This is a genomic window from Cytobacillus sp. FSL R5-0377 (assembly GCF_038004385.1).
Lineage (GTDB): Bacteria > Bacillota > Bacilli > Bacillales > Cytobacillaceae > Cytobacillus.
In genome coordinates this window covers 21,789-41,036 of the sequence record NZ_JBBORA010000002.1, presented here as the reverse complement: position 1 = coordinate 41,036, position 19,248 = coordinate 21,789, and the positions used below count along the sequence as shown (strand labels likewise).

Annotated in this window: 17 protein-coding genes and 5 pseudogenes; 12 read left to right on the top strand and 10 right to left on the bottom strand. The window is 35.8% G+C overall.

Annotated features, from left to right (window positions below):
* Positions 1-56: 56 nt before the first annotated feature.
* Positions 57-623, bottom strand: a pseudogene (locus tag NSQ49_RS25110) (phospholipase D-like domain-containing protein); the annotation flags it as partial.
* Between the two features lie 266 nt (positions 624-889).
* On the opposite strand from NSQ49_RS25110, the gene NSQ49_RS25105 reads away from it, so the two are divergent.
* The 3 genes from NSQ49_RS25105 (at position 890) to NSQ49_RS25095 (ending at position 3,564) form a co-directional block, all read left to right on the top strand.
* Positions 890-1,804 (top strand): class I SAM-dependent methyltransferase, encoded by a 915-nt coding sequence (locus tag NSQ49_RS25105; RefSeq protein WP_159868093.1) that lies wholly within the window; start codon positions 890-892, stop codon positions 1,802-1,804.
* Between the two features lie 130 nt (positions 1,805-1,934).
* Positions 1,935-2,777 carry a tyrosine-type recombinase/integrase gene (locus tag NSQ49_RS25100; protein WP_236566283.1) on the top strand — a complete coding sequence of 281 codons (843 nt, stop codon included), beginning with the start codon at positions 1,935-1,937 and terminating at the stop codon, positions 2,775-2,777.
* Positions 2,778-2,823: 46 nt separating this feature from the next.
* A complete protein-coding gene (locus tag NSQ49_RS25095) occupies positions 2,824-3,564 on the top strand; it encodes a DUF4158 domain-containing protein (RefSeq protein ID WP_159868090.1) in 741 nt (246 codons plus the stop codon).
* A 212-nt stretch (positions 3,565-3,776) separates the two neighbouring features.
* Here the strand turns inward: NSQ49_RS25095 and NSQ49_RS25090 are convergent.
* From NSQ49_RS25090 to NSQ49_RS25080, 3 genes and pseudogenes are all read right to left on the bottom strand, one after another.
* Positions 3,777-4,871: pseudogene (locus NSQ49_RS25090) on the bottom strand (ISL3 family transposase); the annotation flags it as partial.
* A 139-nt stretch (positions 4,872-5,010) separates the two neighbouring features.
* Positions 5,011-5,733, bottom strand: coding sequence for a MerR family transcriptional regulator (locus NSQ49_RS25085; RefSeq protein WP_159868087.1), 723 nt, complete (start codon positions 5,731-5,733; stop codon positions 5,011-5,013).
* 45 nt (positions 5,734-5,778) lie between these two features.
* Entirely contained in the window at positions 5,779-6,648 is an 870-nt protein-coding gene (locus tag NSQ49_RS25080; RefSeq protein ID WP_159868084.1) for an Hsp33 family molecular chaperone HslO, read from the bottom strand.
* A 176-nt stretch (positions 6,649-6,824) separates the two neighbouring features.
* On the opposite strand from NSQ49_RS25080, the pseudogene NSQ49_RS25075 reads away from it, so the two are divergent.
* Positions 6,825-9,152: pseudogene (locus NSQ49_RS25075) on the top strand (Tn3 family transposase); the annotation flags it as partial.
* Positions 9,153-9,254: 102 nt separating this feature from the next.
* On the opposite strand, the pseudogene NSQ49_RS25070 reads toward NSQ49_RS25075, so the two are convergent.
* The 5 genes and pseudogenes from NSQ49_RS25070 to NSQ49_RS25050 form a co-directional block, all read right to left on the bottom strand.
* Positions 9,255-10,169, bottom strand: a pseudogene (locus tag NSQ49_RS25070) (phospholipase D-like domain-containing protein); the annotation flags it as partial.
* Between the two features lie 97 nt (positions 10,170-10,266).
* Entirely contained in the window at positions 10,267-11,628 is a 1,362-nt protein-coding gene (locus NSQ49_RS25065; protein ID WP_236566281.1) for a S8 family peptidase, read from the bottom strand.
* A gap of 143 nt (positions 11,629-11,771) precedes the next feature.
* A complete protein-coding gene (locus tag NSQ49_RS25060; RefSeq protein ID WP_009336493.1) occupies positions 11,772-12,098 on the bottom strand; it encodes a hypothetical protein in 327 nt (108 codons plus the stop codon).
* Positions 12,099-12,229: 131 nt separating this feature from the next.
* Complete coding sequence (locus tag NSQ49_RS25055) at positions 12,230-12,577, bottom strand: spore coat protein (protein WP_201306577.1); 348 nt, start codon at positions 12,575-12,577, stop codon at positions 12,230-12,232.
* 13 nt (positions 12,578-12,590) lie between these two features.
* On the bottom strand, positions 12,591-12,863 hold the full coding sequence (locus NSQ49_RS25050) for a hypothetical protein (RefSeq protein ID WP_034298115.1): 273 nt from the start codon (positions 12,861-12,863) through the stop codon (positions 12,591-12,593).
* A 670-nt stretch (positions 12,864-13,533) separates the two neighbouring features.
* On the opposite strand from NSQ49_RS25050, the gene NSQ49_RS25045 reads away from it, so the two are divergent.
* From NSQ49_RS25045 to NSQ49_RS25035, 3 genes and pseudogenes are all read left to right on the top strand, one after another.
* On the top strand, positions 13,534-13,854 hold the full coding sequence (locus NSQ49_RS25045; RefSeq protein ID WP_082804588.1) for a gamma-type small acid-soluble spore protein: 321 nt from the start codon (positions 13,534-13,536) through the stop codon (positions 13,852-13,854).
* A 512-nt stretch (positions 13,855-14,366) separates the two neighbouring features.
* On the top strand, positions 14,367-14,573 hold the full coding sequence (locus NSQ49_RS25040; RefSeq protein ID WP_061794396.1) for a DUF1657 domain-containing protein: 207 nt from the start codon (positions 14,367-14,369) through the stop codon (positions 14,571-14,573).
* A gap of 618 nt (positions 14,574-15,191) precedes the next feature.
* Positions 15,192-15,319, top strand: a pseudogene (locus tag NSQ49_RS25035) (tyrosine-type recombinase/integrase); the annotation flags it as partial.
* A gap of 667 nt (positions 15,320-15,986) precedes the next feature.
* Here the strand turns inward: NSQ49_RS25035 and NSQ49_RS25025 are convergent.
* Complete coding sequence (locus tag NSQ49_RS25025; RefSeq protein ID WP_201306578.1) at positions 15,987-16,136, bottom strand: hypothetical protein; 150 nt, start codon at positions 16,134-16,136, stop codon at positions 15,987-15,989.
* 482 nt (positions 16,137-16,618) lie between these two features.
* On the opposite strand from NSQ49_RS25025, the gene NSQ49_RS25020 reads away from it, so the two are divergent.
* The 5 genes from NSQ49_RS25020 (at position 16,619) to spoVAE (ending at position 19,244) form a co-directional block, all read left to right on the top strand.
* Positions 16,619-16,825 carry a DUF1657 domain-containing protein gene (locus NSQ49_RS25020; RefSeq protein WP_009336488.1) on the top strand — a complete coding sequence of 69 codons (207 nt, stop codon included), beginning with the start codon at positions 16,619-16,621 and terminating at the stop codon, positions 16,823-16,825.
* Between the two features lie 82 nt (positions 16,826-16,907).
* On the top strand, positions 16,908-17,381 hold the full coding sequence (locus NSQ49_RS25015; protein ID WP_009336487.1) for a YhcN/YlaJ family sporulation lipoprotein: 474 nt from the start codon (positions 16,908-16,910) through the stop codon (positions 17,379-17,381).
* A 17-nt stretch (positions 17,382-17,398) separates the two neighbouring features.
* A complete protein-coding gene (gene spoVAC, locus NSQ49_RS25010; RefSeq protein WP_009336486.1) occupies positions 17,399-17,878 on the top strand; it encodes a stage V sporulation protein AC in 480 nt (159 codons plus the stop codon).
* Positions 17,878-18,897, top strand: a complete 1,020-nt coding sequence (gene spoVAD / locus NSQ49_RS25005) for a stage V sporulation protein AD (protein WP_013352386.1) — start codon at positions 17,878-17,880, stop codon at positions 18,895-18,897. The genes spoVAC and spoVAD overlap by 1 nt, the downstream gene beginning before the upstream one ends.
* Positions 18,894-19,244, top strand: a complete 351-nt coding sequence (gene spoVAE / locus NSQ49_RS25000; protein WP_009336484.1) for a stage V sporulation protein AE — start codon at positions 18,894-18,896, stop codon at positions 19,242-19,244. The genes spoVAD and spoVAE overlap by 4 nt, the downstream gene beginning before the upstream one ends.
* Positions 19,245-19,248 lie beyond the last annotated feature (4 nt).

Sequence of the window (19,248 nt, the reverse complement as noted above, 5' to 3'; positions counted from 1 at the left end):
AAAAACAAAGTTAAATCTAGATTTAAGATAGAACAATAAAAACAGGATACATCAACTTATAATAATGGAGAAAGCAGACGAGCACCTTGTTCAACAATGCGCTCGGTCAGGGATCGTTGCAACAAGTCTTCAATTCTTAATGGTACAGAATCAGTAAGATCCCTCTCGAACTGCTCTGTGAGTTCCCTTGCCACATCAGCACTGTACACGACTTGACACACCTCATAATTCAGGCGAAAACTTCTCATATCATAGTTTGCTGCGCCTACTTCTGCAATTTCCTCATCAATGATCATCAGTTTCGCATGTAACATTCCTTTATTGTACTGGTAGATTTGGACCCCAGCTTCTATAAGTTCCCCGTAATAGGTACGACTTGCATAGCCCACGCTTTTTTGATCAATGTGGCGAGGAACCAGCAATCTTACGTGCACACCACGAGCCACAGCTGTCTTTAATGCCATGATAATATCTGTTTCTGGTACAAAGTAGGGTGTTGTTATATCAATAGTTTTGGTCGCCTGTGTTATACATATAAAGTAAGCTTGACGAATAACTGGGGTAGGAATTCCAGGGTTTCCTTCCAACGTATGGATGTACGCTTTTTGCAATTCTCCTGTCTTTGTTTGGGTATTGTCTGTTTTACCTTCTATAGGGGGTACGGCAAGAATTCCTTCTTTTTTGAGCCACTTAAAGAAAAGCCTTTTTATCCATTTAACGCTTGCTAGGTGTCAATATTTGTACGAAAAAAGCTGTGATCAATGAATTTTACTTGACAAAAAAATTTAATTATGCTATAATTTACTTTTATATTTTTAAGGTATATAATAGGATTCTCCTGGCCAGGGGAATCCTATTTTTTTGTTCTACAATGAAGGAGTGTGTTTGTATGAAGAAAGATGAGTCAAGTGTAACTTCGTTAATATCAGCTTTTGGCAGATCCTATCATAGTCAATTTGATACCCCTAAAATCTTTAATGATTATATAGCTAAAGACTTAATTTCTGAAAAAGAATTCAATGACATCAAAGAGAATATGGTTCAAGGCATACATTTCTTCAACAAAGATATCGCACAAAAATTCGAGGGAAATACAGAAGAAATATTAAAATGGATTACACAAGTCCAACTTTCTCCAATAACCTTATCACGTGCTGCGTATTGCGAAAAAGTATTACTTAATGAGGTAGCGTTAGGATTAAGACAATATGTCATACTTGGCGCTGGATTAGATACTTTTAGTTTCCGACATCCAGAATTGGAAAACAGCTTAGAAATATTCGAAATTGATCATCCCACTACACAGGAATTTAAAAAGCAAAGATTGGACGAGGCTAATTTAAAAATCCCAAGTAATATTCATTTTGTTTCTATGGACTTCACCAAAAAGTTGTCCTATCAAAACCTAATAGGTAAAGGATTTGATAACAAAAAGACGTTCTTTAGTCTTTTAGGTGTTTCATACTATTTAACTAAAGAGGAAGTTTCAAGCTTAATAGATTATTTATTCACCAAGGTTCCACCAGGAAGTTCGATCGTTCTTGATTATGCAGACGAAAAACTATTCGAAGAAAAAGGAACCTCTAATAGAGTTGAAAATATGGTGAAAATGGCTTCAATAGGCGGGGAACCAATGAAATCATGTTTTTCTTACTTTGAAATCGAAAAGATGTTAGAGAAATCAGGTTTACTCATTTATGAACATTTATCACCTGATAAAATTAATGAACTGTATTTTAACAATCGAGAAGATTACCTATCAGCCTTTGAGACCATTCATTACATTCATGCTGTAAAAAAATAAAACACATCGAACATGCACATTGACTTAAAAACACTGGGGAACTTTCCTGATTTAAAAGTATCATATAATTAGTCTTCTGCGTCACTTTTTCATTATAATAGACTAATAAATTTAAAAAAGAGGGTCGTTAATGGTGAAAAAAAGTGACGTAGAACTCAATGAGTTTAAATACTATCTTCTTGAACAAGGAAAAAGAGAGAAAACAATCGATGATTACCTCAGACATATAAACAACTTTCACAAGTGGTTACAATCTGAAGCCAGTGATTTGGATCAATTAACCCGTTATGATATCCAGCAATACATCAAACATTTGCAAGATAGAGGAAACAAAGCAACTACTCTAACCCCAAAATTTAGTGCTATTGTAGCCTATGCTCGGTACCTTGGGCAATCTCACTTGGTCGAAAACATCCAACGTCCTGAAATTCGCCATACCAGACATATTTCTCCTAAATCGTTACCTCGGAATGATCGTAACCGGATGTTCCGTGAACTAGAGCGATCTGGTAACCTTCGTTCGATAGCAATTGCTTACCTGCTACTTTATACTGGTTTACGTGTTTCTGAATTAACGGCTTTAAACCGGGAGGATGTTCATATGGGTGAGCGATCGGGCAATGTGGTTGTACGTGATGGTAAAGGTGGAATTGCTCGTACCGTTCCATTTCCATCTGAAGCACGTTACCATCTTCGTCGGTACTTAGAAATCCGCGAGGACGATGATCAAGCACTATTTCTCTCTAACTTTAAAAAACGGATGTCCATTCGGGCAGTTCAAAGGGTCTTCGAAAAGCTGGGTGTTCATGCACATATGTTACGGCACACTTATGGAAGAGAACTTGTTTCCTCTGGTGTAGATATTGCTACAGTTGCTGAACTCATGGGGCATAGCGATGTAAATGTAACTCGAAGATATGCAGCTCCTTCAATGAAAGACTTAGAACAAGCAGTAGAAAAAGTATTTGGTTAAGAAAATGTGCTATACAAGCATCGATTAACATAAAGGAGATTATACTATGCCTAGTATTCAAGAAACGGCTTATCCTAGGCTAAAAAGCAGCCCGACACCGAAAGATTTAGATAAGCTATTTTCCCCTGCGCCAGAAGAGATTACCTGGGCCAAAACAAAAGCACGAAATTCATTCTCTCAATTGGGGCTTATGATTATGTTGAAAGCATTCCAATGTCTCAACTATTTTGTCCCCATTTCAGATGTTCCACAAGTCATTATCAAACATATAGCGAAAGTATCTAATCTTGACCTTCCTGATTTAGAAACATTGGAATCTTATCACCGTTCTGGTACTGGTATTCGTCAAATTGCTATGATCCGTGAGTATCGAAAGGTAAAAGCGTTCGATGTACAAGCTCGTCAAGTAATGATAACAGCAATGGAGAACTCAGTGTCGGAGAAAGATGCAAAGAGCGATATCATCAATGTTGCCATTGACGAATTAGTGAAACATAGTTATGAGCTACCCGCATTTAGCACTCTGGTAAAAGCAGTGGATCATATTCATGCAGTGGCCTATCGTACCTTATATCAATTTGTGTCAGACTCTCTAAGCAACAAAGAGAAAGAAAGATTAGATGCATTATTTCAAAGTAAAGAAGGATCCACCTATTCAGATTGGAACATGATCAAGCAAGATCCCGGCCGCCCTACACTCGGCCAATTAAAAGAGTGGATCATTCGCAAAAATTGGATCAGTGAACGTAATGTAGGAACTAAATTTTTTCGGGTAATCGGAAAATAGTGTGGAAAGAGGGTTAAAAAGAACCCTCCTCTAGCCTTAGTCAGTGTGGAAAAATCAGCACCATAAATTTCTTCATACACCCATTCATAACCAGTTTGTGCCCAAATCGGGAATTGATCAGGTAACATTTTTCCAAAAGTAACTTCAACTTCTTTGAATTTCTTTTTCTTCTTAACTTTACGATAGCCTTGTGTAAATAAAATTTTTGCTCTAAGGGCTTCGAAAGAGTAACCACGACCAACATGATTCATAGTCTTAATTAAACGGTTCAAGGACTCTGTATAGGCGTTAATAATAGGAGAATTGAAATAGTTGAATATCTCTTCTTCCCAGTTATTCATTGAATTTATCAGGTCTTTAAAATATGTCATTAATTCATTAGGAACATTTGAAAGCCAGTTTTGGTACAGTTTATATGCTTCATCAATTTACTCAGCCTCATAGATGTCAAAGAAATGCTCTTTAAGTTCGTATGCTTGACCAAGTAATGGGAACTTATCAGTCCATACTTGCAACTTTATTTGATCATCGAAGTCGTTAAGGTCTTTTCGTCTTTTAAGAAGCACATAACGATCTCTCATGAGTTGCCTACGTTCTTTGGCTGACACATTTTGACGGTTAGCCTTTCGTATTTTTTCTAACGCTTCATTGGCTAATTTAACAACATGGAACTTGTCAATTACGATTTTTGCATGTGGTATCACTGTATTAACAGCACTCTTATAAGGATTCCACATATCCATTGTAACAAGTTCAATTTTATCAATGTCCTGAAGTTTTGAAAGGTAACTAATCACCGTATCTTTATTACGTTTTCGTAAAATGTCAACTACTGATTTGTTTTCAACATCTGTAATGACACAACGATAATTTTTAAGCAAATGAACTTCATCAATACCAAGCCATTTGGGAGTCCTAAAATCTGTTTGTGCTTCAAGTTCTGCAACATAGTCATTAAAGATGTTTCGTACAGTCTTTTCATCAACGCCTATTTCATCTGCAACGCTGGTAAAAGTCCTTTCAAGACTGGCTTCTTGAATCCAATTTTTAAGCCTATTAGTAACAGATCGATAGTCATCCATATCTGGTAAACCTTCAAAAAATGTTTCATTGCACTCTCGACATTTATAACGTTGGCGTTTTACATAAATACCAACACGTTTAGCGTGCATTGGTAAGTCATAGAACAGCTGTTTTTTCTTACCATGTTTATATAAATTTGCAACAGTACCGCATTTTGGACAGTGTGAGGGAGAGGAAGAAGTAGTCTCAACCAAAAATCGGTAATCATCCTCACTCTCTATCATATCTAAAATATTAAGTTCTTGGATGTTAAGCATATTGTCTAACACTTATATTTCCTTTCTTTGCGTAACAAAATAATAAAGCAGTCTAACAGTTTATCGTTTACTCAATATTGCCTTGGTCGATGAAGAATGTAATAATTCATTCTAATGCTTCCTGTATATACATATATAATTCGGCATCCATCCCAAACTGCAAACCGTTATCAGGGTTTTCAGCATGGAATTTTTCAGTTTGTTTCTTTAAATCTTGATCATACCCTGTGAATGAGTAAACAATGTCACCCCATTTTTTTGCTAATGCTTTTACCTTTCTACTATTGGGAGATGTTCCATTTTCCTTTTCTAATTGTATTTTTTTCAAAATCATTCTAAATTCTTGTTCTGCTTCTTTTAAAGAATCTTCATCATATTGATCATAATAATTCTTTATCATGTCTAATTGCTTTTTTGTAAAGTATTTTCCTTGATACATTTTCATTGCTCCTAACAGTTTTGTTAATTCTTCTACGGACATTATTTTTTTACTACGAATAGTTTTTAAAGCACTCTCTAATTCATATAGTAGATTCTGTTGAACTTGTATATCTCTCTTTATACGGGTTATTTGAGTTTCTATAATATTGGTGGCAAAACCTTTTTCTTTGTTCGTAATGACAGACTTTATGTCTTCTAAAGATAACCCAATTTGTTTTAAAGCCAAGATCTGTTGTAGTGTGGACAAATCCGATTTTGTGTAAATCCGATGTCCAGACTCTGTATATTGAGAAGGAGAAAACAAATTAATTTGATCATAATATCTTAAAGTTCTTATCGTTAAGCCTGTTAATGTTGCAAGCTCTCCTACTTTCCAGTATTCTTTCATACATATTTCATCCTTATAAAATGTATTAAACGCCATGATTATCATTTACTTTAAAAGTCCTTGAATTTCATTATAATTAAAGCTATATGTCCTTCCACAGATTTGACAAGCTGTATCAATAGCCTCTTTATTACTTATTGCCTGTTTTAATTCATTCTCTCTTAAAGAATAAAGCATCCCGTAGAACATTTCTTTTGAGCATCCACAGAAAAATTGGATAGGACTATATCCTATAACCTTTACATCCTTAAACAGCTCACTTAGCTTTTCATCAATATTGTTCTTGCTATATTTATTCAAGTTGGTAAAGAACTCTCGGTTCGTATTAACCGTGTGTTCTACTTCATCAATAAGGTCAGGCGTAGCACCTGGAAGTAATTGAGCAAATATAGCATTACTGAATAGAACACGATTGTCATTTTCAAATCCAATATTGGTTCCTATATATGTTTGAGTTTGCTCACTCTGAATAAAATAATGTGAAATGTCATCAACGATGTTTCGGTATGGCATATCAGTTATGCCAGTAAATTGATTCATTGCCGAGCCTTTTATCACACGAATAGTTCCTTTATTGCCAATAAGGCAATCTAGCGATATTTTATTAATATAATCATAAGGGGCTTTCAGTAATTCTCCGTTGAGATAACCACGGACATTTCCTCTTGCATCAGCATCAGCAAAAACTTTATATTTGGGTTCGCTCATTGTCATTTGGAGACTTATTCTTTGATCCCCTTTTAAGGTTCCTGAAATTAAGCTCACAACTGAAATGGTTTTTCCTAATGTAAGTTTAAGAATTTTGTTTGTTTCTTTGTTCTGCCTAAGAATTTCATTAATTAATTTTGTATTATCAACAAAAAATAAACGAACCTGTTTGTCATAAATTAGTGTCTTAACAATTGTATTTTCCATTTTACTTTTCCTTTCTCTTATTCATTGTTAAGTACACTATAAAACATAACCTTACGTAAGGTTCAAGTTCAAATAAAAATTTCTTGTTTGATCGATTTCCACATGATTATCCGACTTAGATATTTTTAACATCAAATTAATTATTGTAGTTTTCCACACGATAATCCGAATACCCATTTTTTCAATGCCTCCGTATTCCACCTGCAAAAATTACTAGATTGGCAGATGAAGCAATGACATTGGATGCAGCCGGAATGAAAAAAGTAGAACCTTATAAGCGATACACATTAGCAGTCACCTTGCTATTCGCTCAATTTGCAAAAACGATTGATGATATTGGAGAAATGTATACAAAACGAGTGGCAATCGCCGAAAATAAAGCAGAAAAATCCCTTAATGACTTAAAAGAGAGGAGGGAAAAGCAAACGGATGCCTTAATTTCTACTCTACGTGATACGGTAGTCGCTTTTCAATCCGAAGGATCAACGGAACATCGATTAAAAGCATTAGAGAAAATGATTGGTGGGAACCGTGGCCAACTTGTCCTAGAGAATTGCGAGAACCACTTAGCTTATACTGGAAATAACTATTTCTCTTTCATCTGGAAACACCTAAAAAGTAATCGATCCGAGCTAATAAAAATGCTCGAATCGTTAGAATTAAAATCAACGACCCAAAATAAAGGCTTAGAACAGGCGATTTCCTTTCTATTAGAAAACAAAAATAAGAAGTCTGAATGGATTCCCATTACTCAATTAAATAAGAAAGGCGATAACAAAGACGATTGGGAGTCAATTCCCTTAGTCGATCTTTCTTGGGTTCCAGAGGGATGGTGGAGATGGATCAGTCCTCATCGACGAAGAAGCATATACCCTAAAAATATAAATCGGCGACACTTTGAGGCATGTGTATTTTATCAGATTCGGAATGAATTAAAGTCAGGAGATATTTGTATAGAAGGAAGCGAAAAATACGCAGACTACCGAAAACAGCTAGTATCATGGGAAGAGTATCAAGAAAATTTACATACGTTTTGCGAACAAGCTGGGCTTCCAACGAATTCTATAGCGTTTAAGGATCAAGTCTATAAACAGTTAGAGAAGACTGCACAAAGAGTGAATTCTTCTTTTCCAAATAATAAGGCAGTCACAATTCGTAATGGTGAACCCTTTATTACAAAAATGAAAAAGAAAAAAACATCCCCTCTTTTGAAAGCTATTCGGAAACGTATCGAAGAAAAGATGGCACCAATCAATGTTTTAGACTTATTGGCCGACACAGAATATTGGTTAAATTGGACACGTTTCTTTGGACCGATCTCTGGCCATGACGCAAAAATAGATAACCCTTCCGAGCGTTATATAACAGCAACATTCTGTTATGGATGTAACTTAGGTCCGACTCAAACTGCTCGATCATTAGGAAATATGGATCGAAAGCATATTTCCTGGATTAATGAGAGGCACGTTACGGAAGAAAATATTCAAAAAGCGATTGAATGGATAATTAACGCTTATAACAAATTCAATTTGCCAAAGTATTGGGGAACGGGAACCAGCGCATCCGCCGATGGGACGAAATGGGACTTGTATGAGCAAAATCTACTTTCTGAAAATCATATTCGTTATGGGGGCTATGGAGGGATTGGTTATTACCATGTGTCGGATACGTATATTGCTTTATTCAGCCACTTTATCCCTTGTGGAGTGTGGGAAGGTGTTTATATCCTAGATATCTTGATGAAGAATCAATCTGATATTCAACCTGATACGCTCCATTCCGATACACAAGGGCAGAATGCGCCTATATTTGGGTTAGCTTACCTTTTAGGAATCAAACTAATGCCGCGTATCCGGAACTGGAAGGATTTAAAGTTTCTTCGACCAAGTGAACATTCAACTTATCAGCATATCGACGAGCTTTTTTCTTCTTCAATTGATTGGAAACTGATCGAAGATCATTATGAGGATATGCTACGAGTGGTGATGTCGATTAAAGCAGGACGTATTCACCCTTCCACCATCCTGAATAAATTAAGTACATACAGCAAAAGAAATAAATTGTATCAAGCGTTTCGGGAATTAGGTTGTGCTATTCGTACCCTATTTTTATTGAATTACCTATCGGATGAAGATTTACGGAGTACAATTCAAGCAGCTACTAATAAGAGTGAATCCTTTAATGGATTTACCAAATGGTTATCCTTTGGTGGAGACGGAGTCATTGCGGAAAACAATCGTGAGAAACAGAAGAAAACAATAAAATATAATCACTTAGTCGCTAACTGTTTAATTTTCTATAATGTTTTTCAACTCACTCATATCCTTCATGAATATATGCAAGAAGGTAATCAATTGGATGAAGATGCGCTGTCTGAACTTAGTCCATACCTTACATTTCATGTAAATCGTTTTGGAAAGTATCGGTTAGACTCTGATCGTTGTCCACCGGATCTTAAATTTGATATCCCTGTATCTCCTTCTCAATTAGAAACGGTGAGTTAAAATAAATACCCGGGGAAAATTCAACTAAATAAAAGAATTTTCCCCGGCCTATTTGTGAGTGGCTCAAAAAAGAAGGAATTCTTGCCGTACCCCTATAGGCCATAACTCAGATCCTAATTCGGCAGACCATCTTGAAAGATCTATGCTGCCGGTTGGATTGATTTCCTTTGATTTATATTTTGGGATTTTAGTGGCCTTTTTCGTTGCCTCAGATTTTGTTTTTGACTTTATCCGTTCTGGTACAGCGATATTCCAATGAACGTCGAAGATAGTCTGCAAGTCGCCTGTTGCTTCCCCTATAATTTGCAAATGAGTGTCCCTCCAAAATCCTACGTCTGGCTTTAATCCTGTATATTCATACCCAACGTTCATACCGCCAGTAAAGGATTCCTTTCTGTCAATCGTCACAATCTTACAATGATCCCGATAATTCCAATTGGACAAAATCCAGGGAAAACTTAAAGGAAATATTGTCCGACATTCTATCCCTGCTTCCACCATCTGAAGAATTTTTTGACGCGGAAATTTTTTACTCCCCCAACCATCTCTAATAAAACGAACCCGCACTCCATTTACTGCTTTTTCGACCAGCAGTTCTGTGATGCGATTACCAATTTGGTCGTTCCGATAGATGAAATATTCCAGATCAATGGTTTTTTGGGCTTTTTGTAGGGATTCGATAAGTTGTTCATATTTTGCTATTCCATTGTTTAGTACTTGGACTTTGCCGACTCGAAGCCCGCCTACAGTAAAATACCTTAAAGCATCGGCGATGATCGATGCTGAATCACTATATGTATCAGGTAACTTATCAGACTCATTATGAGAAGAGGTCAATCTTTTACGATGAATAAGCTTGGGATTTGATATGCTAAGATATAGTAAGAAACCAATGACAGGCAAAACAAGGACGATTACTATCCAATTCAAAGCTTTGGCTGGCCGACGAACTTCCCAAATTGCTATGAATAACATAAAGAACGTATTTAACAGGTATAGATAAAAAATCCACTCCAACTAAAATTCCCTCCTTAGTTTTTCCATTATCATGTACAAACAATGTACATCATGTAGAAGTTTTATAACAACGAAAAGCAACGGTTTCAAAAAGGGATTATTGCCTTTTGCTTTGGGCATCTTCCAATCCATTCTTTACATTAATTAAGCCACTACCAAATTCGTGATCAGTTCCAGGGATTCCTAAATCATAAGTAGAATTCTTAATAATGTCTATTACTTCTTGGTTCGTTAAATTAGGGTTTACTGAAAGCAAGAGGCCAGCAAGTCCTGCCACATGAGGCGAAGCCATAGAAGTACCTGATAAAGCTGCATACTGCTGGTTAAAATAGGTGCTCGGAATTTGAACTCCGGGAGCTGCAACATCGATATAATCTCCATAATTTGAGAAAGGGGCACGTTGTCCGGTGTAACTTACGGCGGCGACACTTAGAACCTTAGAAAAAGCAGCTGGATAGCTCGGCTGCATAGTATTTTCATTTCCTGCTGCAGCAATCAAGACAACATTTTTACTGTATGCATAATCGATTGCCCCTTTTAAAAGGGAAGAATGCTGATAATTGCCTAAACTCATATTAATGACATCGGCTCCATGATCCACTGCCCAAAAAATCCCTTTTGCTATATCAAAGGTCGTCCCATGCCCTTCGGCACCCATTGCTTTTATAGGCATTATTTTGTTATACCAAGTGATGCCTGCAACACCTTCATGGTTGTTTGTTTCCGATGCAATGATTCCTGCTACATGGGTGCCATGCCCGTTGTCATCATCAGGGAAATTATTATTCAACAGTACATTATAACCATTTGTAATTCGTCTTCTCAAATCAGGATGGTCCAGATCAACGCCAGTGTCTATAACAGCAATAATGATATGTTCATCCCCTTTGGTGATATCCCAGCCTGCTTCTGCTTGAATTGCCGATAAGTTCCATTGGTATTGTTCTCTATATAGCAAATCATTAGGAAGTCCAATTTGATTTTGCAGATAAAGATAATTGGGTTCAGCAAATTCAACCATAGCCTGTCTGTTAAAATATTCAATAAGTTCCTTGGTCGAAAGCGTATTAGAACGAAAAACAATCGTAGAATTTAGCTTTTTAATGATAGTGCCATTTATCTCCAGTGTTATCCTTTTTATTTCCTTTGTTGAGGGAAGAGTCTTGAATGTAACGTTTACTTCTTTCTTAATATAATGACTCTCAGTTTTTTCATTGTGTTTAATTAGAAAAACGGAAGGATCATTTTTTAATTGATTCTTGATGGTTTGACCCATGGAAAGGCTGTTTATTTGAAGAACATTTTTTTCGTTTTCAACATTTTGGACATTGGTTATAGTGGGATTAAATTTGTTTTCGACAGCAACTGTTTTATTTTCGGGATTCTCTTTGTTTCTTGTATTTGGTACTATGAATAATAACCCTATGGATAGAAGAATAAGTACGGAAACAGTAACCAATAAGGACTTTCGTAATTTTGTCATGAGACACCTCTATAAATTTATTATTAGAAAATGTTGCAATATAAGTATTAAATTTCTTATTAACATCCTTGAATCTTGATACATAAAGAACACCGTTTGAGAACAAACGGTGTATAAGCTTATTCATCAATAGTATCTGGATCTGTTGCGTCTTCAGGATCTTCAATTGATTCTTCTGTATCAGGGGTGACATTATGTTCATCAATAGTATCTGGATCTGTTGCGTCGATTGGATCTTCAATTGGTTCTTCTGTATCAGGGGTGACATTATGTTGATCAATAGTATCTGAATCTGTTGCGTCGATAGGATCTTCAATTGGTTCCTCTGTCCCTGGAGTTACATCCTCCGGTGGTGGATTATTATCGTCATCTCCATTATTACACCCTAATAACAAGAAAATTGAAAGAAAAACCGTTGATAAAAGTTTCATCCACTTAAGATTCATCTTACCGCCGCCCTTTCGATTGTTGTAAATTCTAAATTATTTTCTAGGTTGGTTAACAACTAACCAACCTTTTGTCTCGCATAACTATTGTTGTTTTACCTTGAGTTTATTCTTCTTGAACACGTGTTCTTTTATTGTATTACATTACCTCTATATGGATCTTGACTTTGCATGTAGTTAGAAAATTGCTGAACCGATTGTTGAATAGTTTGTGGAGTTTCTTTTTCCAAACCGTACCATCCGTTTTTAAACATTAAGTTATATAGATTGCGGTGACAGTCGTCTGTTTCTTGGGAAACAGACGCTATTGTACGATACAACGATTCATGGCTAGCTTCTTTTAATGCAGTCGAGTATGAGGAAGATATATATTTTTCCGTAGTTAAGGCATCGTTTAGAAAATCTCTAACGTTCATTTGCGGCGTCTTAGGGACTGGTGTTTCAGGATTTTTAATCCTGTTTGGAGTATTATTTTCCACTATAGTTTCCTCCTTATTGATTCATATTTTGTGAAGGTTGAGTTACATACTGTTGCATCTGTTGAAGCAGCTGTTGATAGTGTCGATCATGCATTTGTCCAGCTTGTTCAAGTGCTGCTCTTACTTCGGGATTTTGACATTGTTGAGCGAAAAAATGCATTTTCTTCATCGCAAGTAAATTCCAGCTTAACATATCGTTTACATAGAGATGATCCTTTGTTGACATTATTTCAGGCGGTTGTGTCATTAAAGCTTGTGCTTGTTGATTATTCATACCCGTCTGCATTTGTTGCATGATGTTTCCTCCTTGTTAACAATGTTGTAATCACTTGGGTAGATTGCCACACAGCGGTCAAAAATATGCAGGTATTTTAGATTAGTTTTAAAGACCCCCCCACCTTTAGATAGCATTAAATACTCCCCACCTTTACGCAGGTGGGGAGTATTTGTGGCTAAACTAAATATTAATTTATCCTATTCCAGATTCTGTCTAGGTCCAAGGCAACATATATTTTATCACCATTAATTTCCTTATGTATAATAGGATTGGAAAAATACTGATTTATATTTTTATTAAATTGCTTACACCTTGCTCGTGGTTTTGGTCCATATAAATCGTTTCAGGATAGTCCTTATACATACTCCGTCTACCTCTTTTTTAATTTTATGAATACAAACTGCATCAATACTCCATTTCTAAATAAGCATACCAGTCTTGCTTCTCGAAAAGGAAAATCCCCCTCGAATTGTAAAACAATTGTACTTTAATCAGCTTTTACAAAAGTACAACCGTCAAATTTACCCTATTCTCTCTTCCTTGATTTTTTTTGCCAAGAGTATTTTTTCCGAAAATAATAAAAATATAATTCGAATTTTAAAAACTTTGTATGAATAAATATTTCTATCTTCAAACATTCTAAGAAAGGTTTCAAAAAAAATAATAGGAGGTGTTATTCATGACAGTCATAAATGACGTTAAAACAGCTTTAGCCGGATTAAAAAGCGCTCAAGCTAGCTTTGAAACATTTGCTCTTAGTACAGATAATGAACAAGCGAAGCAGCTTTACCAAGATGCTGCTAAACAAACCCAATCTGTTTTACAAAGCGTTGAACCACGCGTTCAACAAATCGAACAAGAAGAACCACAATATGCTCATGACGGAAACCAAGCTTCCCAAGGCAGTACGCAAGTGTCACAAGGTCAATACGGTACTGAGTTCGCAAGCCAAAATAATGCACAACAAGTAAGACAAAAAAACCAACATGCCCAGTCTTAAAAAATAAATAACTGAATCACACGTTTGTACAATTCTGAAGCTTTATGTCGCCAAAAATTTTTATGTGTTGATTCATTTGTTACCAATAAAAACATCCTTAGATAGATTAGAGGGGAGTTAAGACTCGCTCCCTTACTAAAATTTTTTTTAAAAATAAAAAGGAGCAATTGTTATGCGATTACCCGAAGACTTCAAAAGAGCTAGGCATAAAAAAGAAGAAGGGTTAAGTTTAGATCAATGCTTTTCACATCCCATTATACATAGGGAGATACGTGGGGATAAAGTATTCGTACCATTAGATTTAAAGAGAATTTGGAATCAAATATAGCAACCGTTTGGATTAAACGGATATTTTATTTATTAAGAGAAAAAGGATATTAATTTAGTTTTCAAACCTTACTTCATAATATTATTTTTAGATAAAAAATATGGATTACATTTGAACTATAAAGAAAACCATTTTTCATCATTCTAACAAAGGTTATTAAAAACATTAAAGGAGTCGTTATTCAATGACAGTAATAAATGATGTTAAGACAGCTGTAGCGGGATTGAAAAGTGCGCAGGCTAGCTTTGAAACATTTGCTCTTGGTACGGAAAATGAACAAGCTAAGCAGCTTTACCAAGATGCTGCTAAACAAACCCAATCCGTTCTAAAAAGCCTTGAACCTCGCGTTAAACAAATCGAACAAGAAGAACCTCAATACAAACAACAATAATTAAAAGACAAAAAAAGGTTGGTCGAGTAAACCAACCTTTTTACTCTCTCAATAATGGATGAAACACAGAGGTGATTATTCATGATATATAAAATAAAACAATTAAAGATCGGTCTTTTAGTATTAACGGTTATCGGAATAGGATCAGGATGTAACGAAAGCCAGAATCAGTTGGGTGAAAATAATAACGATTTGAGTATTTCACAGGTACATACAAGCTTTCTTTTTCGATTCTTAACACGTTTTTTCATTGACATCAACAAACTTTATAAACACATATAAACACAATGAGACCCCTCACAACATCGTGGGTGGTTTTTTTGCCTTCATTTTTAATTCTCTTGGGTGTATTGTGTCAAAAAGGTGAAGGTTGGATTGGTAGGGGTGAATTAGCAAACAGCGAACCCGATGGATATACACTTGGTTATATGGTCTCTCCAAATATCTTTACTGGTTAATAAATCCTACTGCCAATAGAAAAGAAAATTTGGACAGTTTTTAATTTAATATCAGTCACCATGAAGATTCCGAACTTATTGTCGTAAAACGGGATGACCCCCGGTTTGACAATATTAAAGAGTTCATTGGATACGCAAAGGAAACGAGTTAGCTGTGTAGATTTATAAGGTAACAACTAACATACGAGATTGACTGCTTATTAAACGGCTATTTAAAAAGGTTTGAGAATTGTAGAAGCACTATCGCTCTTTATAGAGGACTTTATTTTTGATCATAAAAATGGACACTAATTCAGTTGAAATAGATAGAGGGGAGTTAATCAACTAGGTTTTGTTTGATGATAACCATATGAATTCTCAGATAAGCCTTTACAAATAGGATTTGTAAGGTACCCCGAATCAAGTGCAGCCGCCTCGACTTTCAGGTTATATCTCTCTATTTGCCGATCAAGTCTAGAAAAGGATTAATATAGGGAGGGGAAATCGTTTTAAGATTAGTCGCTAATATCAAATGTGTTAATGTTTAGTGAATGGTCGGTATCTCTAACAGAAGCGTAAAATATATCTTTAATTTGATGATATCCCTTTGCCTTTTGTGATAAGAGCCATAATTTAATATTTGATTAAAACACGATTTTAAAAACCTATCCAAAAAAGAAACTGGCTTACAGTGAATCTTTGGTGCAAAGTTTGCCAATTCCTTCTTTATCATACCTTCTAATGAGTATTATAAACACTTTTTTCCCTGTATTCTTATGTAGAGATATTGATTCTTTTTAGTTTGAAACAATTATGTATCCAATTTTTTTTTATCAATTCTATTAGATAGCATACTAATATTTACTTTCTGTTTTTTGTTGTCTTGCCTTCCAGAATATAAAAGAATTTTTCCCTTTCACATCTCCAACTTTTAATTTGACAATGTCACCTACCTGTAATTCTGTATTAATCCCCATCAAATATAGCTATACATCTCTTTCGCCCAATCTCGGATTTTTGGTTTCCTTTTGTCTCCCAGTTTAATCCCAAGTTTTATTTCTTCAATGTCCTTTTTTGGTTTTAACGTTAAACGTTGAAAGGATTTCCTTTTTTGTTTTGTTGTCATTTTTTCACCTTCTAAAATGTATGAAAAATTTGATGTTTAATAACAAAACAGTTCCTTTTTATGTATTAGACAAACCTTAATACGGCGACAAATGCATGCGTTTATCTTTGTTATTACATTTTCAATGTTAAATACCCATAAATAGGATGATTAAGAGGGAGAAACTCTTAAAACTTTGGGATAATATCCGAAAAATGGGAAAAATATTAGTCCTTTCAGGAAATACAATCATCTTATTTTATAAAGGTAGGGGTGTAAAAGAAATTGAAGTTGAGAAAAGAAAAAATGAAAAGTTATAAGAGCTATTGCTGTCAACGAGAAATAGAAGAAATGATGGGGATATGGAAAAGGGGTTATTATCGAAAAAATGGAGCTATACGTCAAAAATAATTTAGATTTAAATTTCCCAAAAATCATTGAATAAAAAATTCTCCATAAAGCAAAATAAAAGAGTAAAAAAAAAATTCAAGGAGGAAATTATCATGACAGTAATAAATGACGTTAAAACAGCTCTAGCAGGATTGAAAAGTGCTCAAGCAAGTTTTGAAACATTTGCTCTTGGTACAGATAATCAACAAGCTAAGCAACTTTACCAAGATGCAGCTAAGCAAACCCAATCCGTTGTAGACAGCATTGAACCACGTGTTCAACAAATCGAACAAGAAGAACCTCAATACAAACAACAGTAATTAGTAAGGCGAAAAAAGGTTGGCCTCTTAACCAACCTTTTTTCAGCTGTTCAAATAATGGAAAAACATGGAGGTGATTTTTTTGAAAGATAAAATAACCACATTGAAAAACCTACTTTTTATTATAATGGTCATTGGTTTCGCATCAGGATGTAATGGTAATCAAAATGAATTTATTCAAGGTAATAGTACTTTTGGTATTTCACAAGTACATACAAGTAAGCCAATTGATCAATCCGTTGCCAATCATGCGAAAGAAAAGATAATTGCCAAGGAAGATATTACAGACGTAAAAGCTGTGAATACTGATAAAGAGCTTATGGCAGCGATTAAAGTTGAGAATTTTGATCGATTTCGATTAAAGAGTATCGAGAAGTCAGTAAAATCCGACTTAGAAAAAAAATATCCCGACTATAAAGTTTTTGTTTCGACTGATAAAAAAATATTCTGGGAGCTTGAAAAGGTCGAGCAAAGACTGAAAAAAAACGATATGAATAAGAAGAACTTAAAAAATGATTTGAACAAACTGAAAAGTCTTATGAAGGAACAAACCTAAAGAGGAAGGATCGAGTTATGTCTAACAATCAAAAGAAACAACTTACTCCTGTGCAACAGGAATATCAAAAATTGCAAAAACAACGAGAGATCAAAAGACCGGTTGTTAAAAATTGTATTAAGGCCTTTTTAACCGGTGGACTTATTTGTTTGATTGGTCAGCTTATTTCAGACTTTTACATTTATTATTTCGATTTTACTGAGCAAACGGCCGGAAATCCGACGGTGGGTACGTTAATTTTTATTACAATGCTTCTTACTGGTTTTGGCGTATATGATCGAATGGCCCAATTTGGTGGGGCTGGAACAGCTGTACCTGTAACAGGTTTTGGCAATGCGGTTATATCGCCTGCCATTGAGCATCGAACCGAAGGATTTGTACTGGGCGTAGGTGGCAACATGTTTAAATTAGCGGGGGCGGTTATTTTATTTGGTGTTTTTTCTGCTTTTGTCATTGCCTTAATTAAAACCACTTTAATCCAGTGGGGTGGTTTATAATGCTAGCAGGTCATCGTACATGGATCTTCGAACAAAAGCCTGTCATTATCTCCACTGGAACCGTTGGTGGACCATTTGAAGCCAATGGTGCTATCCCAGATGATTTCGATACTCTTCATGCTGATTTATGGCTTGGGCAGGATTCCTATGAGAAAGCACATAAAATCCTTTTTGAAGAGGCTTGCCAAAAAGCCATGGAAAAAGGGGGCATACAAAAGGATCAAGTTCAATTTATCCTAGCTGGGGACTTAATCAATCAAATCACCCCAACAAGTTTCGCTAGCAGAACGATTGGAGCGCCTTATTTTGGCTTATTCGGTGCTTGCTCTACCTCGATGGAAGGACTGGCTCTAGGTGCTTATATTGTAAATACAAAAGGAGCGAAATATTTGTTAACAGGAGCTTCCAGTCATGATACAGCTGTTGAAAAACAATTTCGGTATCCAACTGAGTATGGTGGACAAAAGCCACCTACGGCACAATGGACGGTTACTGGTGCAGGTGCAGCCCTATTAAGTGATTCTGGGGAAGGACCTCATGTCACATCTGCCACAATTGGTCGTGTAATCGATATGGGATTGACAGATCCATTTAACATGGGAGGAGCTATGGCGCCAGCTGCGGTTGATACCATTGAAGCCCATTTAAAGGAACGAAATGTTGAGCCATCTTATTACGATTTAATTGTAACCGGTGACCTTGGCCAAATCGGACAGGAAGTGTCCATGGATCTATTTAAAAAGCATGGAACTCCTATTAGTGAAGAACAATACCAAGATTGTGGCCTTATGATTTATCGGGAAGGACAACCCGTTCTTGCAGGGGCAAGCGGTGCAGGCTGTTCAGCAACGGTAGTTTATGGGCATTTATTAAACCGCATGAAAAATGGTGAATTTAAACGAATGTTAGTTGTGGCTACAGGTGCTTTGCTTTCACCGTTGTCCTTTCAGCAAAATGAAACAATTCCTTGTATCGCCCATGCAGTGTCAATTGAATACGGAGGTGAACAATTAACATGATCTATTTTTGGGCTTTTGTCGTAGGCGGTTTAATTTGTATCATTGGGCAAATTATGTTTGATGTATTTAAATTGACACCAGGTCATACCTTAAGTGCTCTTGTAGTGATTGGGGCGCTTTTAGATGGATTTGGACTATACGAGCCTTTGATTGATTTTGCTGGGGCAGGGGCTACCGTTCCGATTACAAGTTTTGGGAATTCGCTTGTTCATGGTGCGATGCAGGAAGCAGAAAAACATGGGTTAGTTGGTGTACTGACAGGAATGTTTGAAGTAACTAGTTCTGGTATTTCAGCTTCCATTGTTTTCGGCATGATAGGAGCTTTAATTTTTAAGCCAAAAGGATAAGGAG

Bases quoted from the DNA above. Each gene is read 5' to 3' on its own strand.
- NSQ49_RS25025 (WP_201306578.1), bottom strand. From the start codon at position 16,136: ATGACAACAAAACAAAAAAGGAAATCCTTTCAACGTTTAACGTTAAAA.
- spoVAC (WP_009336486.1), top strand. From the start codon at position 17,399: ATGTCTAACAATCAAAAGAAACAACTTACTCCTGTGCAACAGGAATAT.
- NSQ49_RS25080 (WP_159868084.1), bottom strand. From the start codon at position 6,648: ATGGAAAATACAATTGTTAAGACACTAATTTATGACAAACAGGTTCGT.
- NSQ49_RS25095 (WP_159868090.1), top strand. From the start codon at position 2,824: ATGCCTAGTATTCAAGAAACGGCTTATCCTAGGCTAAAAAGCAGCCCG.
- NSQ49_RS25105 (WP_159868093.1), top strand. From the start codon at position 890: ATGAAGAAAGATGAGTCAAGTGTAACTTCGTTAATATCAGCTTTTGGC.
- NSQ49_RS25050 (WP_034298115.1), bottom strand. From the start codon at position 12,863: ATGCAGACGGGTATGAATAATCAACAAGCACAAGCTTTAATGACACAA.
- NSQ49_RS25085 (WP_159868087.1), bottom strand. From the start codon at position 5,733: ATGAAAGAATACTGGAAAGTAGGAGAGCTTGCAACATTAACAGGCTTA.
- spoVAE (WP_009336484.1), top strand. From the start codon at position 18,894: ATGATCTATTTTTGGGCTTTTGTCGTAGGCGGTTTAATTTGTATCATT.
- NSQ49_RS25045 (WP_082804588.1), top strand. From the start codon at position 13,534: ATGACAGTCATAAATGACGTTAAAACAGCTTTAGCCGGATTAAAAAGC.
- spoVAD (WP_013352386.1), top strand. From the start codon at position 17,878: ATGCTAGCAGGTCATCGTACATGGATCTTCGAACAAAAGCCTGTCATT.
- NSQ49_RS25060 (WP_009336493.1), bottom strand. From the start codon at position 12,098: ATGAATCTTAAGTGGATGAAACTTTTATCAACGGTTTTTCTTTCAATT.
- NSQ49_RS25100 (WP_236566283.1), top strand. From the start codon at position 1,935: ATGGTGAAAAAAAGTGACGTAGAACTCAATGAGTTTAAATACTATCTT.
- NSQ49_RS25040 (WP_061794396.1), top strand. From the start codon at position 14,367: ATGACAGTAATAAATGATGTTAAGACAGCTGTAGCGGGATTGAAAAGT.
- NSQ49_RS25020 (WP_009336488.1), top strand. From the start codon at position 16,619: ATGACAGTAATAAATGACGTTAAAACAGCTCTAGCAGGATTGAAAAGT.